The sequence below is a fragment of the Nostoc parmelioides FACHB-3921 genome, from assembly GCF_014696625.1.
Classification (GTDB): domain Bacteria; phylum Cyanobacteriota; class Cyanobacteriia; order Cyanobacteriales; family Nostocaceae; genus Trichormus; species Trichormus parmelioides.
Genome location: NZ_JACJQL010000096.1, coordinates 1 through 17343, shown reverse-complemented (window position 1 = coordinate 17343; position 17343 = coordinate 1). Strand labels below are relative to the sequence as shown.

Annotated in this window: 9 protein-coding genes; 3 read left to right on the top strand and 6 right to left on the bottom strand. The window is 40.3% G+C overall.

From position 1 onward, the window contains the following. The 3 genes from H6G14_RS30310 to H6G14_RS30300 form a co-directional block, all read right to left on the bottom strand. A partial coding sequence (locus H6G14_RS30310) for a hypothetical protein (RefSeq protein ID WP_190572352.1) occupies positions 1–791 on the bottom strand: 791 nt, incomplete at its 3' end. 105 nt (positions 792–896) lie between these two features. Next, on the bottom strand, positions 897–1400 hold the full coding sequence (locus H6G14_RS30305; RefSeq protein WP_190572350.1) for a hypothetical protein: 504 nt from the start codon (positions 1398–1400) through the stop codon (positions 897–899). Positions 1401–1514: 114 nt separating this feature from the next. After that, positions 1515–2543, bottom strand: coding sequence for a hypothetical protein (locus H6G14_RS30300; RefSeq protein ID WP_190572349.1), 1029 nt, complete (start codon positions 2541–2543; stop codon positions 1515–1517). A 162-nt stretch (positions 2544–2705) separates the two neighbouring features. On the opposite strand from H6G14_RS30300, the gene H6G14_RS30295 reads away from it, so the two are divergent. The 3 genes from H6G14_RS30295 to H6G14_RS30285 all read left to right on the top strand — a co-directional run bounded on the left by H6G14_RS30295 (position 2706) and on the right by H6G14_RS30285 (position 5000). Next, the gene (locus H6G14_RS30295) at positions 2706–2927 is read left to right on the top strand and encodes a ribbon-helix-helix protein, CopG family (RefSeq protein WP_190572347.1); all 222 of its coding nucleotides are present in this window, start codon (positions 2706–2708) and stop codon (positions 2925–2927) included. 47 nt (positions 2928–2974) lie between these two features. Then, positions 2975–3883 (top strand): hypothetical protein, encoded by a 909-nt coding sequence (locus H6G14_RS30290; RefSeq protein ID WP_190572345.1) that lies wholly within the window; start codon positions 2975–2977, stop codon positions 3881–3883. A gap of 331 nt (positions 3884–4214) precedes the next feature. Further along, entirely contained in the window at positions 4215–5000 is a 786-nt protein-coding gene (locus H6G14_RS30285; RefSeq protein ID WP_190572343.1) for a methylamine utilization protein MauJ, read from the top strand. On the opposite strand, the gene H6G14_RS30280 is transcribed toward H6G14_RS30285, so the two are convergent. Genes H6G14_RS30280 through H6G14_RS30270 form a run of 3 tightly spaced genes read right to left on the bottom strand, consistent with a single transcriptional unit; the run spans position 4984 to position 17179 of the window. Beyond that, the gene (locus H6G14_RS30280) at positions 4984–7119 is read right to left on the bottom strand and encodes a UvrD-helicase domain-containing protein (RefSeq protein WP_190572341.1); all 2136 of its coding nucleotides are present in this window, start codon (positions 7117–7119) and stop codon (positions 4984–4986) included. The two genes, H6G14_RS30285 and H6G14_RS30280, sit on opposite strands and share 17 nt — an antisense overlap. Positions 7120–7154: 35 nt before the next feature. Beyond that, complete coding sequence (locus H6G14_RS30275) at positions 7155–13481, bottom strand: DEAD/DEAH box helicase (RefSeq protein ID WP_190572340.1); 6327 nt, start codon at positions 13479–13481, stop codon at positions 7155–7157. Then, on the bottom strand, positions 13478–17179 hold the full coding sequence (locus tag H6G14_RS30270) for an Eco57I restriction-modification methylase domain-containing protein (RefSeq protein WP_199326340.1): 3702 nt from the start codon (positions 17177–17179) through the stop codon (positions 13478–13480). Before H6G14_RS30270 ends, H6G14_RS30275 begins: the two co-directional genes overlap by 4 nt. Positions 17180–17343 lie beyond the last annotated feature (164 nt).

The window sequence follows — 17343 nt, the reverse complement described above, 5'->3', positions numbered from 1 at the left end:
GTCTTGATTGCTGTCAATTCATCATCACCAGTAGCAACTACATCAACTACCTGCTGCTGATATGAATCTTCAGCCTGATTGGAATTATCAACTTTGTCTGCTGCCCAGGCTAAACACATGGTTTTTACCAGAGAATCAATCTTGCTAATGGGTAATTGACTGGGGCTACTAACATCTTGAAACTGCAAATATTCTTTGACCAAATCCAGAGGATAATTCAACAAGGTACGAATATATTTCACACGCAAATCTTGAGGATGTGCTACAGACTTGGGTTGTGTTTGTTGTTCTGACATGAGTGGAATAGATGAAAATGAAGCACCCAAACGAGATTGGATTTCAGTAATGATTGAGAACCAATCAGCGTTTGGATTCCATTCACTGCGAACTCTAACTTTACTTGTTGCATCATAAAGCCGACAAAAGACTGTGTTTTCATCACCGCTAGTAGCAGCAATAACTAGAGGTTTATCAAAGTCGTAAACTTGTGAAGCTGCTAGTAAAAAGGTTTTAGCGAAATTGGTTTCTATGCCAGTTCTGATGATATACACTTCATCAGCAGAGACAACAATATCTAATTTAATACTGTCCTTCCCTTTGTATTCTTTTGCTGTCACCCGTACTTCTGATAAGTAACCAGTTAATCCCCGTTGTTGTACGGGGATGGTTTTATCTTGTTCTATATTGTAGTGATACCAAAGATAAGTTTCACCACTTGATTCCCCATTTTTAACGTATAGATAAATGGGTTCAGGAGGATTACAAAGACCTAGTTTTATTTCTGTCATCATATTTTACCTCTACTGTGCAACAATAGGTTTCTTGTAGTAAGATGCAGTATTCAAAAATACTAGCGATCGCCCGAATTAATCACAGGCAATTCGGGCGAGTTTCTTCTAATCGCAAGTCTTGGCTGTATTAGCAGACTGTTGATTAGTTTCTAGCTCATCTTTGAGATAAGACAGTGCAGTTTGCGCGTCACCAATGCTTAAATCGGGATGATAGCGAAGTGCTAAAAAATCTGGGTGTTTAGCAATTTTAGATATTAAATATTGACTAGCTTTAACTAATTCAATGAGGCTGATATAGACATCAGTTAATCCTCCCAACTGTTCTTGAAGTGCTGTTATCTGCTGTTGATGCTCTTCAAGTTCCGCTTGCAACTGTGCTTGAAGTTCTGCAACAGAAAACTGTTGGATTTGATCGTCAAAGTAAGAACGAACTTCTTCTGAGTTTTTGTCAGACATCACTGTGTAACGCCAACCTGTACCGTACTCATGAGCCAAAAGAGTATCGGTAGGGTAGTATTGGATACCAATGATTAGCCCTTGCTTTATGCGCTGTCCTAACGTGAATTTGGGGTAATCCCAGCCTTTGGGTATGCTAATGGTGGGTTGCATGATTTCGGTAAAGGTGAAGCTAATTGATGTTTTCTGTGGAAACGAGCAGGTAAGTGTTTATATTGGGAGCAACTAAACAGTTAAATTGAGTGGGCGACGAAGCCCACCTTTTTTTTAAACAGCCACTAATTCCCTGCTGCCCAAGACTGGTTCAGACTCTCGCAATCTTTCCCACTGTTCAGATGTGAGCAAGTGAAAGGGTTTGTTGAGCAGTTCCTCACAAGACAAATCCTCAGACAGCAACTCAGGGACTATTTGCTGGGGTTCTAAAGAAGCTTGTACATAGCAGCAAACGCCGTTCTTGTAGACGAATTCCACTAGTCTTTTTTCATTGTGGTAAATCCCATTGTCCAGCAATTCCAAACCCAACTGTTCGCAACTAGTCGCAATCTGAGCCATGATTTCGTTTTCAGTAGCGTCAGCTTCAACAAATGGTTCTTGCGCTGGCAATGTGCCTTGCTGATACTGCTGCTTGACATAACTGTGGCATCTGGCAGATGTGGTGTCGCGGAAAATCTCTTGCCCGTTGATGATGACTCGCCAGTACAAGTCTTCGCGATTGTCAGAGTCAAAGCTAATGCTGGCTACTAATTCCCCATTAGCAAATGCTTCCTGCTCGTAGAAACAGATTTCAGAAATGGTGGGGACTTCTGGAATTTCATCTGGGATTGGTGAGTTAAGTGTCCCATCTTGGTGATGCCATTGGACGTAGCGTTGGCATCTGGTAAGGGTCGTGTAGCGGAAAATCTCAACGCCGCACACCATGACTACCCAGCGTTGGGTGACAAATTCGCCGTGGTCGTAGCTGATGTAGGCGATGAGTCTTTTTCCTGCGTAGACTTCAAAGTGGTGAGGATTGATTTCTTGGGTGGTCAGTTCTTCTGGTGCTACAGCTTCGGCTTGGTCAGCAATGAAATTCTCTAGTTCTTCTTGAGCGTTCGTCCATGACGTTGCCGGAGGCATCGCTTGTTCATCAACTTTCTGAACTTGGGCGGACTGATGGGTGATGATCGCGCTAATCCAGCTATCCTTGCATCGTCTGTCTCGTACTGTGGTTGTGCAGCCGATATCGCTGTAGATTTGCTTGAGTCGGGCAATGGATTTCAGTTGCAGGTGTTGATGAGAGTATATCGGGTGAGTCATAATTGTATTTCCTGTTAAAAGGTCAAAAGGCGATCGCTTCCAATTTGCGAGAGAGGGGCGGTCGTCTTTTGTTTTTTGATAACTTAAATCTACTACACATATACACACATCGTCAAGTGTGTATATAATTGAATCTGGTTGAATATATGTGTAGGTATTGATATGGTTAAAACGCTAGTGCCAAAAGATTATCGAGTTAAGCCCGGAAAATGGGGTGAAAGCAAGCAAAGAGTTCAAATTATGTTGACCCCAACAGCGATTGAGCTTGTTGACGCTATAGCTGAAGAAATGGAACTAACTAGAGCAGAAGTAATCGAGAGGTTGATTCGTTCCCAATGTCTCAACATCGAAACTTTGAAAGAGATTGCTGGTAATGAGGATTAAAAAACTTTTTAGGATTTGCTTTTGGGCTGTTTGACAATAAGTGATTCATGAACACCTCACCCCGCAAGCGCAAAAAAGCTAACTCTAGCGGCTCTAGTAATTTAAAACCAGCAGTGAACTCAAACATTCCAGATATTCCTCCCCAGGACAATCAGGGTTTAGTGACTATTGAGGTAGCTGCTGTTGAAATCTATGAGTTAACTCAGGAAGAACAAAGTGATCGCCTGCTTTTGGAACGAAAAGTGGAACGAGCGTTTTTTGAGGCAGGCAAGGCACTAATAGAGTTGCGAGACAGACGGCTTTACCGTTCCACTCACCGGACATTTGAGGAGTATTGCCGAGATAGGTTTGGTCACAGTCGCCGCCAGTCTTATCTTTTAATGGATGCGGCGGTGGTGTTTGATAACTTAGTTGAAAAATGTGATCGTTCCGATCACATTTTTCCGACTAATGAGTGGCAAGTTAGACCACTAACAAAACTAGACCCAGACATTCAGCCCGAAGCATGGCAACAAGCTGTAGAATCTGCAAATGGCAAAGTACCCTCTCATCGCATTGTCAAAGATGTAGTACAGCGCATTATGGAACGCACCCAAGTACCCAACACTTACCAGATAGGTGAGGTATGCCAAATTCTAGCCAAAGATAACCCTGATCTGCGTGGTAAGGGTGGTTGCTGGGCGATTGTCAGCCAAGTGAATAAGTTCAGTTGCACTGTGAGAACTTGGAACAGCGAACTGACGCTTGGGGTGCAGCATCTAAAGTCATACAACTATCTGCCTGCTGAGTGTGAGCAAATGCAGGTGATCTGCGATCGCATTGGACGGGTGTATTCGAGTGGTTTGGGGGAGTCGGTGCAGAGGTTTTTGGAATCGCTGGGGAAGGTGAATCGGGCTTACTTGAGCCAGTTGGAGGAGAAAGTGTTGGGCTTGCTGGAGTCGGAAATTATAAAATAATACAACAGTGGAGCAATATGAAAACTGTATAAGCAATCTACTTTTATCTATATAAAAAACCAAAAATTCCTACGCTTAAAAGTATTTTTGCGCGTATATACTGAAGTTTATCATATTTTTTACAGCTATTATGTAGCAAATACTATATGCCATCTTATATTTATGCTGAAAAAATTTTGCTCTCGTGATTACTCATGATGGTCAAAAGCTTATATCACCATGATTTGGAATAAGTAATTAGACTAAAACAAATAGACTATGCAGTTATGAATTATTTATTGAATTTTAGGATTTAAATACTGGAGAACTTTTTCATTTAAATTAATTTAAGATGATGCAAAATATACCAGTTTGGGAAGTAATTCTTGAAGTTTACGGATCAATTACTGTAGAAAAAACTTTACGTTTTAGCCAACTGAAAGGTTTTCGTTTGAATGATAAATTCTATAGTGACATTGAAATTAAGCGTAGTCAAACAATTTCAGGAGTAGAAGCAACTATTACAGCATTTGCACCTAACGAAGAACTTGCTCGTGAAGCTGCTATTTTCTTTTTTGGTCAAATGCTTGATACACTTGCAATACAGATTGATCAAGCACTTTATTTAAATTTCAATGATTACCGCATTATTACTAATTTTGGTCATAAAACTTTAAGAAGAGTTAAGAAAGAAGAATGGCAAAATGCTTTTCAAGAAGCAAGGTTATTATCTTCACATACAACAACAATAACTTATTTGAGAGCGTTAGGTTGGTATCGTAAAGGATTATATACAGAAGATCCATTTGATAAATTTTTAGCTTTTTGGAATTCAATTGAAATTGTTGCGAGTAAGTATCATCCTCCGATACCTGAAGGGAGGAGTAAGCAAACAAAAAGCCAAATATGGGAAAGTTTTAAAGCTTTATGGGGTGATTGTGATTATTGGCCTATCATTAAAGGACAAAATACATGGATTGACGATAACTATGACATTCGTAAAACAATTGCTCATGGTACACAACCAATAGATATTAATACTGTAAAAGAAGTTAGCCAAAAGTTAGATATAATCAGGCAAGTTTCTTTTAAATTTCTTTTAGAGTGGAGAGAGAAAAGGCTTAATTTATTGGAATAAGAGAACTGAATTGTCCGTAATAAGTAACAGTGACACAACGTTTAGCGCGTGTAGCAGCTACATGGATTAAAGAACGCTCTGAATTAATTAATGAATTATATGCTGCTTTATCGGCGGCGTTAGATAACGCAGACTTTAACGGCACTATCCCATCATTAACACTTGCTAAAACCACATAATCAAATTGCAATCCCTTAACTCTGTGCATTGTTGCGATACGAACACCTTGGTCGGATAAATTATCAGGCTGAGTACGTTTGACTTCCCGTACCTTGAACCCAAAGCCGTTAAGCACAGAGGCATATTGTTTTACCAAAGAATTAGTGCGTACTACAATACAAATATTGCCTAGAGGAGTACCATTGCTTTCTAGTTGCTGAAGATACTTTTTGATGAAGTTGATTTCATTCTCGAAACTAGAAAATCCTTTGACTGTAGGTTGATCTCCATGAAGTAGAGAACGATACCCTTTAAGATCATCTTGCTCACCATCTAAGTCATCAACGGTAACGCCATCTAGTACCATCGTTGCCCACTTTCGAGTTTCATCAGTGGTACGGTAGTTAATTCTTAATTTGTGTGAGCGACCGCGAATATCAATACCGCAGCGACTAAGAACAAGCTTCCGACCGTAAATCCTTTGGTGAGGGTCGCCAACTATAAAAATATCATTGCCGGAATTTACGGGTGGAACTATTGCCCTAATTAGTGAGAAAACTGCATCGCTCATATCTTGAGCTTCATCTACGATTACAGCCTTGAAAGGTAAAGTTTCTCCTGGTTTATTTTGTAATAAACTACAAGCATCACGCATTGCATCTTCGGCTTCTTTCCAACCTTTTTGTTGGAGTAATGAACGATATTCTTCAAAAACAACCCAAATAGCAGCTCGCTCGGCTCGATTGAGTCTTGTACCGCGTCCAGTGCGGGTAACTGTTAAATATTGCTTGAGGTTTGTGATTTTATTAGCTTGAATTACCTCACGCCATTCATCCTGATAAAAAGCCAGTGTTAACGATGGAGATTCAGGTTTGCATTCGTAAGCTTTTTCCCAAAGTTCTGCTACTTGGTCATCGTAGACAATTTTAGTAGTAACACCTTCACTTTTTAAAAATGATGTTACCCAGGCATCAATATTCTCAACTCGTATGCGACGCATGGTTTCAGGAGAGCAAATCTTACGTAAGTTAGCTTCGATATCAACTGCAAGGTTGCGGGTGAAGGTTGTAAATAAAATGCGATCGCCTGAATTTGTAAATCGATTTTCTGCCAGCCATTTAGCACGGTGCATTGCAACTACTGTTTTCCCTGTTCCTGCACCACCTAATACTCGTACTGGCCCTTTCCAGTCGCGTTCAACCAAACGTCTTTGGCTGGGGTGGAGAAATACGCGCCATTTTTCTAAAGGTGCAGCTAGAATTTCTAACAATTCTGTTTCATTTTCAACAACTCGGAAGCGGCGTTTACTGTCGTCTTTTTCTAAAGCTGCATCAATATTATCTGTGTCGATAGTCTGTTCGCGGTTTTTATCTTGTGCTGTGAGAGTTTCTTCGATAGAGTATCCAGCACCCAACATTAGTAAAGCATCAGCCGCTTCTTCGGGTAACTTAGACACTAATTTATCGATATCTTCGTCAGTTACAACTGCACGAACTGCACCTAATAATTCATCGGGAATACCAAGCCGCAATAAATATTTATCTGGTATGCTATCAAATCGACCAGGAATTTGTGGTTTTCTACGGCTAGAAATTTCTGCTTCAATTGCGCTTGCTTCCTCAATATCTATAATTTGTAATGCACCTGATTCTGGGTTAATTTTACAAACTCGGCGTTGCGCCCAGCTATAAGCATCATCATGGTTATCAACCCATAAAAGAATATAAGTATTACCCTTATCAGGTTTAAAAACAATAGCTCTATAGGACAAGTCAATACGAACAGATTTTAATCGAGAGTCCCTGCCGTTAATTGACTCATAATTAATACCAGAACTGGTTGGATCTTTCTTAAATTTTTCAACAAATACATTTACTTTACCTTGAATTTGTCGAGGTATTTTACTAAAAGCATCGAGAAAATCTGCGGATATTGCTAGTTTTGGTTGATGGTTTAACATATAATTACTTCCTTGAATAATCTCCTATCGCATTATTAATTAATATATTGGCTATAAAATGTTTCTGGGTCAGCCATAACTTCACTAATAGTAGCTACCTGCCATCCTGCTGCTTTAAATAGCATTAAAGTATTATCTGCTGTAATCAAAACAGCACATTTACCTTTTGTCCAAGCTAACTCAGCCTCAGCAATTACAACTTCATTACTATCAATTAACTCATAACCAACTTCTGGTAAATCCCAGTTATGTTCTTGCATATAGTGCAACAGTTCTAATGTTGTTTCATCAAAAACTAGTTCCTCTAGTTTTTGCCAAGCTGCTACATTATGTTTAACCGTCGGTTGAGATTGAGCCTGGTTTGCTTTGGGAGGTACTAATGCAGAATTTAAACCATTATCATTACCTTGAGCCGTCACAACATAACTATGGTCAAGAAATTGTAATATGTTGAAATAACGTAGAACTCCTATCCACGATTTTTGCAATTCTTTTTCATTTTCTATTGCTTTATCATCTAAATAAATAGTGATAAACGAGCCAGCACTATCTAGAGTTGAATGACGTTTACCCTCTACTGAGATGTAAATTTCGACTAAATTTTTGTCACCATTTATTGCCTCAGAAACTAAACCTAACATTTTTCCAGTTTCTATGGGTTTAAACGCATCTACAACTAAAGAGTTGGTTCTATTTAATACTGCATTAACCCAAGATAGACGAGTATCCTGCTGGCTAAAACGAGCATTATCAAATTGAGCAGAAGTTCTCATCAGAGCAAAATTTTTCCATAAATCTCTATTTGGATTAACCAGGAAATTAACCAGCCAAATAAAACTGTTTTTTTGAGCAATCAGTCGTAATTCTCCGCATTTATATTTTTCATAAAATGTACCTTCTTTAGCCTTAAATTGCTGACTAGCACCCAGTTCTAAAAGGTCAACATAAACATCATTTTGCTTGTTTGAAAACTGTGATTCTACATCAGTCCAAGTTAAAGACCAAACGTGATACTGGTTGCTCTTAGCAATTGCCATACGTTGAAGAAAATCTTCAGCAATGCGGTGAGCATGGTATTGCCAACCATCGGTAAATATGACTATCGGTTTAATCGCTGTTGTATTTTTAGCAGGATAAAAAACAAAATCTGCTCTGCTATTTACTTCAATTCCTTCGTTTCTGCCAAGTTCTACCTGTGGTTCGACGTTCCAATCTTGATTAGCAATTCTAATAAAATAACCAGCTTTACCATTAACTATTTCTTTACGAACGATTGTTGGTTCGTTATTATAGCGGTAGCGTCTTAGTGCTTCAATGAAACGTAATTCAAGAATACTATCAAATAAAGCATTAAGCTTAACTTGAGAAAGCCCTCCTTGAGTTTCAGTTAATTGCAGACGACGGTTAACAATCATATTAAGTAAATCAATCGCTGTCTTCCGGCTGGTTTGATCTCGGTCAAAACTATTACGATAACCGTACAAGCAGTTATAACAGCCATCATTGCAGTCGCAAGCACGTAAAATAACTAATGCTTGTTCAAACACGGAGAAAAAGTTATTTGGATCTCGTAGTAATTCGCGTAGATAGCCTGTACCACCGGGAATAGTGTCGTATAAAAATAGAAAAGGTTTGCGTAGCAAGCTAGGTGTATTTTCTTGCGGTTCGTGACTAATAAGGGTTCTGAGGTGGTCTACTTTACCCTTAAAGTATTGTTTTAACCCTAGTTGCAAGGCGGCAATAAATGAATGTAATTTTTTATCAGAAGTTAAAGTATCTACAGGTAGCAATATCCTGATTGCTTCCGATTCAAATTGTCTAAACAAGTACAAGATATCAGTAAAATCATTTTCATTGCTATTTTCACGTCGAGAACAAGTCAAGGCGTGTTCTGGTTTTTCTGGATCAGTTTGAACTTTACCGCAATGGCGACAAATTTGAAAACCAGGACGGGGACGGTTAATTCCAGCAACTTCAAAATTTTCAGATTGGGAATTACCCTCCCCAAAATTTACTTCTCGAAAGGTAACTCGTGAAATAAATTCAAAACCAAAGGGAAATTCCTCATCTTTAATTACAAAAGTCTTTTCCCGTGCTTCCGGTTCAAAATCTACCAACATTTGTTGAGTGAAAAAGGCTGGTTGGCGCTCATCTTTGTCATCACCAATACGGCTTTCTCTGGCGTTAGTAGTTGCTATAACTTGGCGTAAACGAATCATTTTGCGCTTACGTCCTGCATCTGACCACATCCTGTCCCCACAGCGTGGACAAGCTGGTTCTTTAGCTGTATCTAAAATAGTGAGAGCAGCATAGGAACAGTTCCTACACAAGCGCCACTCTTCAATTTGGGAAATATTTAAGTCGATTTGGTCAATTTTGACGCGGTTTCCCTCGGCATAAAATACACCAGAGGGAGCAAGTTCCCGCAACGCGATCGCACCAGGGCGTTCGTACTCAAAGGTAAAGGTTTCGTATTTGCCAGATGCACCATCTCCTTTGATATTCTTTTGTCGCCAAATAATTGACTTGAGCATTACACCTGGTTCGGGGAAAGCATAATTAGGTAGCAACCCTTCATCAGTAAAGAAGTTGAGGGTATTTTTATCGCTGATATTTTTCACTAACTCCATCAATCCGCCCCGTTCCCGGTGGAGTTCCGCTAGTTCTTCTTCGTGATTTTGACTCTTAGCAGCTTTTTCCTTATCTTTAATACGTCGCCGTAAGGTATCACTTTGGTTTTTTAAGCGTCGGCGTTCTTCCACTACTTCCTGCAAGCGGTTGACAATGCGCCAACGCAATCCCCCTTCATCGTTTTCGCCTTTCTCAATAAATATTCTTAATTGTTCGGCACTACGGTGGGATATTTGATTTTGGAAGAGATCGAGAAAATCTTGCAGTAGTTCTAATTGTTGATTTTCAATAAAATCTAGCCATGTATAAGGAAAGCGAGTTAAATCACGTTGCTGGACGCTATCTAAAACAGTGCCAAATCGTTCGGGTAGTTGGTCTGGGGTGATACCTTGGGATACCCAACGGTCGAGACAGTAAGCAGTGAGTTGGCGTTGTAAAATTGCTGAAGCATCGAGGTAAGAACCGGGAGTATCTACCCCACCTGCAATCATTAACATGGGGTCAGCCCAGAAATATAAATCGTGGGGAGTACCGTTAGCGATCGCAGCGATAAAAGCATTCCCATCTCGACGACCTGCACGACCAATACGCTGTTGATAATTGGCTTGGGCTGGAGGAACGGAACACAATAAAACAGAAGAAAGCGTACCAATATCAATCCCCATTTCCAGGGTTGAAGTAGCAGAAAGAAGATTGGGGTCGTAACGGTGGCGACCTGTGATAAAGCGAGTTTCTAATTCTTCGCGGACATCCCTTTCTAATAGTCCGGTGTGTTCTCTAGCAAATATCCGCCACACTCGACCTTTAGAATACAAGTGGCGGTAAAAATCGCGGGTTTTTCGTTCCGATGGTTGATATTTCCCCGTACACTTCGGACGCATACAAGGTGTATCTGTCCATAACGTCAATTCATGTGGAGAAGCGGTAATGCTGTGTCCGCATTTATCGCATTCAAGGTGATGTGCTGTAATATCCAAATACAATGCTGTCTGTTCGATACCCCAGACTTTTGCGCCGTTACGTGTTTCCCTCACTCCAAAAATCTCATGAGACACCAGTTGATTTAAAACTAGGTTGTAAAGGGTTTCTACCTGGGCGACAATCAGTGGAGTGTAGCTAGAAAACAATTTAAAAGCCCAATTTTCACACCAAGTTACTTTTCCTGATGGTCGAACTAAGGCTTCAAAACGAGGAAAATTACCATTTTGGACAAAGTAAACGGGTGCAAGTGAGGATGGGCCAAATCCAGGCATAAATAAGGGTTGCTGCAACCGGAACGTTTGACCACCACTTTCAATATAATTTTCTGTTACCGAATGCAAAATACCGCCCTGTAGCCGCAGATGGTAAATTAACCCCAACAGAAAACGGAGCAGGGTTTGCTGATCGAGATTTTCTAGTCCGCCAATTTCGTTACGAATTTGTTCGAGTAAGTTTAAGCAGGCAGAGTTGAGTAAATTACTATCAAGATAGATTGCACAGGTGTCAGTGCGTTCTAATGAAGCACCCAAATTTGTCCGCAAGCCAATTTCTGCAATTACTTCCCAATCAAGCCGTTTATTAATCAGGTCAACAAGGCTGGGTTTTGCTGTTCCTGCTTGTTGTAATTCTTCCCATTCCCGCAGCCATTCCAAATCTGAAGGCATAAATGTGGCAATATAATCGCCATCGCCACCAATTTCATTACGCCAATATTGAGAAATATCAGCCCGAATATCCGCTAAATTCCATCCTTTAGCTTTATGATCAAGATGCTGGCGTAAGGCACTTCTTAAGGTTGTGCGGAAAGTACGAGTTTCAAAAAAGCCTGCACGGTGCGCTGCATCTTGTACAGAGTCAGAGAAAGTAATTAGTTTGCGATCGTCATTGTAAGCTGATGAGAATAATGTACCAATTGCGGCACTAGCTAAACTCGCAGCGCGAGAACCAAGAATTGCTAAACCATCTTTACTGCCGCAGAAGGGGCAATCATGGTTAGAAATACGCCGGGGATTACCATTTTTGGTTTTTATCGTGCGAACGATCGCATCTTGGTCTGGTTCGATAACTGAAATAAATTCTTGGCTGGCGCACTTAGAACAACGATGAGCATCTGTGCGGTTAAGGGTTAGACATTCTTTGCAAAGCTTCCAAGATAACCAACCTCTATCATTATCTGGATTGCGATGGGGGAAAATGTAGGTAATTAATGGATCGTTTGCGAAGTACGCTTTATAAAAGTCTCGTAGGTCACAAGCTATTTTATGGTTTGTTACTTGTTGCCTTAACCCTCCCCATCCCGTACTACCGCAGTCTCGACAGTGTATCACTGGCAGAACACGCTCTTTTTCTTCTGATGCTTGGTCATCAGCAAATACTAATTGGGGTTGCTTCTCAACAGTTCCCACCATGCGGCGCAGTTCTCGCAGCCAAAATTGCAGACGAATATTAACCCAAGGGACAAGTGCAGTGTGCAATTGGCGGCGGGCGATCGCACACAAGGCAATTAAACTATCAAATAAAGCAGCTTGATAAATTGGGTCATCGCTATCTGGTAAGCGCATTTTTCGGCTGAGTTTTTGCCAAAGTTCAGGTAGGGCGATCGCTCCTTGGTCTAAAACTTTCAGCAGGTTGTGGACGATGGGCAGAGATTTCAAGCGATCGCCTAATTCAACTCGCCACTCATTATTATTAAATTCTTCGGTAATTGCTGCTTCAAACCATAGCTGATGTTGAGCGCAGATATATTCCTTTATAGTTTGGTAGTTGGCAGCTTTGAGAATGTCTAATTTATCTGGTTCGGGAATGGGGAGGGGATTAATGTAAGCATCAAAGAGAAATTCTCCGCAAGTTAGCCTATCTTCTTCAACTAGAGCATTTTGGTCGAAGGGTTCGTCAAAAACGGTAGTTGCATAATTCAACATATCCCCTTTATTACCACTACCACCCAAGGTTGCAGAAGTCCCGACACAAGCTAAATGACGTTCGGGAGTTTGCAATCTAGCTTTGAGGCGGCGGATTAAACAAGCCAAGTCTGTTCCCTGTGCGCCATCAAAGGTGTGAATTTCATCAACTACCAAATAACGCAGGGTTTCTGGTGCATTTCCAGTCCATAATGGTTGGTCGCCTGGACGAATCAGCAGGTAGTCAAGCATTTTGTAGTTAGTCAACAAAATGTCGGGTGGACATTGGCGCAGAATATTTTTGTCAGTGATGATATGGTCTTCACCCATCATCGCCTTTGGATCTCGTTCCGATTCGCCCACAAATAACCCAGCAGTTACCTTACCTTTTAATTTTGGGTTGTGCCAAATGAGGCTTGCTAACCGCTTTGCTTGGTCGGTGGCTAGGGCGTTCATGGGGTAAATTAGCAGTGCTTTAATACCCGATTCGCTTTCCTGCTGGTAGCAGTGATTGAGGATAGGTAATAAAAAACACTCTGTTTTTCCTGAACCTGTTCCTGTAGCGACAAGGGTTGATTGATAGTAAGGTGCTTTTAATCGAGCGAATGCTTGTTCCTGATGGCGGTGTGGGGGAAATGCCATTGGCACGTCAGGGAAATAGTCTGCACCTGTAGAACCGGGGCGGAATGGCAAACCCACAGACAGGTAAGGGCCTTTAAATACAGCTTCCTGTGTTGCTAAAAAGCGTTGCATCAGCCCTTCAAATCCTGGGGACGCAGGGCGAAATTCGGTTTTGAGGAAGTCTTCAATGCTGGCACGAACTTCTGAGGCTACTACTGACGGTATCATGATTTAACCTCCTGTTCGGCAAAGCGTTTTTCAAAAGCTTCCCAGGCGGTGTGGTAGTCTTCCTCCCTGTCGCAACGGTCGAAGGGGGCTTCATAGATGATGGTGCGTTCGATGGGGCCACCTGGCATTGTGTCATCTATGATTGTGCGTTCGACTGTACCTGTTTTCATGTCTTTGATGTCTTCCCATCCAAGTTCGCCTTTTTTACCTTTGCGGGGGAAGCCAACACCTACAAGTCCTTTACTGATGGTAAATACAATGCGCCCGTTTTGGTCGTACCAAGTATCTTTTTCGTATTGGCGCATAACGGGGAATTGGACGCGGTAAATGGTTATAAGTTCGTCTAGGGTTAGCCCTAATGCCATTGCTGCAAGTACGTCTATTTCGACTAGTGCTTGGCGGCGTTCATAGTCGGTGCGAAGAGCGATGTTGCGTTGCCAGTGGGCAGTTAATTTAGTGAAGAAGTTGTTGTTGAGACGAGGGTCGTTTTTTGTCCAGGTGTCTTGGTTAAATTTCTGACTATAGCAGGTTTCCCAAAGCTCAGTGTATAAAGTAGTAACACAGTTGAGTGTAAGGGTACGAAGTTGTAAGACTTGTTTAAGCTTAAAACTTTCTGGTATCAGAGGAAGAAGTTTTAAAACATTTTGATTTGCATGACCCATTCCAGTTGTTTTTACAAAGAAGTCAATGGGAAGACTCAATCCCATTCCCAAAAAATCAACTGCATTAACTTGATGATCAAAAATGCTTGCAATACAAGTATGAACATGACCAATACCTTTAGGCATCATGACAGGTATAAAAGTCCTTTCCCCTGATTGGCTTAACATTTCTCGACTGACAACTCGATAAAACTCAGTAACTGGTATCTTTTCACTCCAAGGAACAGAAGGAACCCGAAGACGATATTCGTCGGGAGAACAGTCAGGGACGTAATTTGTGCGTGGGAGATATTTGTCAGAAATTTGAGTTAAATCTATAACACTATAATGTGCTTTTTCAGTACAAATCGCTTTAGGCGTTTTACTGAACGGAGTCCCAACAAAAAAATGGGGGCCGGAAAGGATTAATTCTTGAGGAGACTGAGGAAATTGAGTATCACGACGAATTGTATGATCTTTTTTGACAGCATTAGTTTCATCGAACATAACTGTCATGTAATATTTATTATGCAAATCCCCTAAACGCAGTGTTTGCTGACTAAATTTTCCTAACACTGTTAATAATTGCTGAGAATGAATAGTAGGTAATCTCGCTTGTAAAGCTGGCGTGTCTTCTGCGTCATAAAGATTAGCAAATAATTGTAAAACTTGTTGATTAACTATAATAATTCGCTTTTGATGTCCTTCTATATTCCAGTTATTATCATCTGTTTTAATACCGCCTACTTGTCCTTTGCCATCATGCTCAAAACATTGATCAATTGTTTTTGATGTAAATAAATTAGCAATATTGATGAAATTAACTTCATCTGTTTTTTGACCAAAAATATTCAAGCTATATTTAACCCGATCACCAATAGGAAATAAAATATATTGATTTTGAAATTGAAAATGATATTTTAATCTTTGATAAATTACTTTTCTAAAAAAGCCACCTTTGGGATCATCGTAATTACCTTCAGGATGAATAAAGCCTTGTATTCCCTTTTTGTTAGAAAACTGCCAAGCTTGAGGTATAAAACATTTAAATACATTGGTCTGTATGCCTTTCAATATAGGATAATTTTGATAAGCATTTAAGAAGTTTTGATATTCATTCCACCATTCATAATCATAAAGATAACTAGATTTTAATTGAGGAATGGCTTTTAAAACATCATCTCTTAGCTGACTTTGTTTACTAGCTGGAAATTTACGTAATTGAAATAAAGGTTCAGCATCACCTAATACATCACTTTCACTCCATTCAACCCTAATCCAAGGCGGATTTCCTAAAAATAAATCAAACCCACCATTATCTGCAAAAATATCTGCAAACTCCAATTCCCAATGAAAAAATCGCTTCTCCTCTGCAATCTTTGCAACTAACCCCAACCTCGGAAAACGTTCTGCCAATTTCGTAACATTTACAAACTTATAATCATCAACAAACTTTTGCACTTCATTTTCGAGTGCAGTTTCAGGAAATAATGGTAATTCTGGTTCAGATTCAAATGTCATTTCCGTTTCACCCAAAATTACCGCTAATTCCATAAAATATTCATACCTTGACGGTAACAAATTAGCTTTTTTAATCTGCCAAAACCACAGAGCGCACCAATAGTCCATGACAAATTTCAACCTTCGGTAAGAGCTAGAATTACCTACACCTTCAGATAATTTCTCTTGCGCTAAAATCTTATCTTTAATTTCCAAACTGTTCCCTTGATGTGCATCTTCTTCATAACCAAAAATACTCAACGGGTCAGTAGTGCGTTGTCGCATCATCCGCAATTCATCAGTGTGACGTTGCCAAAGTTCATCTATGCGTTGAGATAATGTTACTAAACGGTCAACATCAAAATCATCATAGGTTGCTTTGCAAAATTCTTTACGCCAGTTGTTGATAGTTTCAATTTCCTTTGGTGCTAAGGACTTAATAACTTTATCTGTATAATTAGCCATTCCTGGGTCGGGTAACAAAAAGTGAAACACCACTCCATCAGGTAACTTATCTCCTACCATCACCCGTTGCGGTTCATGGTCAAACCAATATGGTTGTTTCTTCTTCCGGGGAATTAACGTAGTGCTGTACACCTGACGACGCGCACCAATTAGTGAATTACCACAGTGCAGTTGTATTCCAAACCAAGGTACAAAAGCCTTTCTATTTTCCGGTTTGTAAATACAGTTCAACCACAGGGACACCTCCGCTAACTCCACAGCAACCGGGTTTAAGTCAATCCCAAATACGTTGCGGTCAGCCAAAAACATCTTGACTTTCTGCTTTTCCTGTAAATACTCATCGTGGGGAATGCGTTTATTTAATTCGTCCTGCTTTAACTCCAGATATTTCTCTGCTAACTGGTTAACAGCTTCATTTAAAAATGCTGCACTCCCCATCGCAGGTTCGCAAATTTTCAACTTGAGAATATCATCTGCTGTTTTATCCTTAAGCAATTCCTTCAACGCATACTTAACCAAACAGCGCGTCAACGACTCTGGGGTATAATAAGAAGCAGAATTTTGGCGATCCCTTCCCGCTAACCGATAAATAAACTCACCTTTACGGTACATTTTTGGCGTACCGTCAGCATTATTAAATACCCGTTCCGCCATTGTGTAATTTTCTAAGTCTTCTAACTTGACGAAGTAAGCAACATCCAATTCGTCATAGTTGTTTTTTCCGCGTTTGGGAGTTTCTTCTTCTACTTCTTCCTCATCATCTTCTCCCGCAGAGGTTTTTGTTGTTTTTTCTGCACGCTGCACTTCATATAAATCAGCCTCAGCAAAAAATCCCCGGAAGCACAGCAAGGATTCATACACAGCACCCAACTGGTTAATTCCCAATTGTGCATAAGAAATGCGTCCCCGACGCTTACCTTTACCCTCCCGCGATAGCGACATTAATTCAATCACTTCTCGCAATACGCTATTACGAAACTTGACCCGATTCAGTAACTTAGTGCGTTCTGGGTCAAATAAATGACTTTTTAGTGGTGCAAGTTCAAAAGTGTTATCATAAATTTTCTCTTCAGGTAAATACAAAGTTCCCACATTACTTGGTGCATATCCCTGCCAAATTATTTCAAATAGTTTGGTAAGAGAAGCATTTAGGACTTACGCATTGACAAAATGGCAAAAGAGTGGATTGATAAAAAGTATCATCTACTCACTAGGTATCGAACAATCAGAGAAATCAGCAAACCCTCGACAGCACA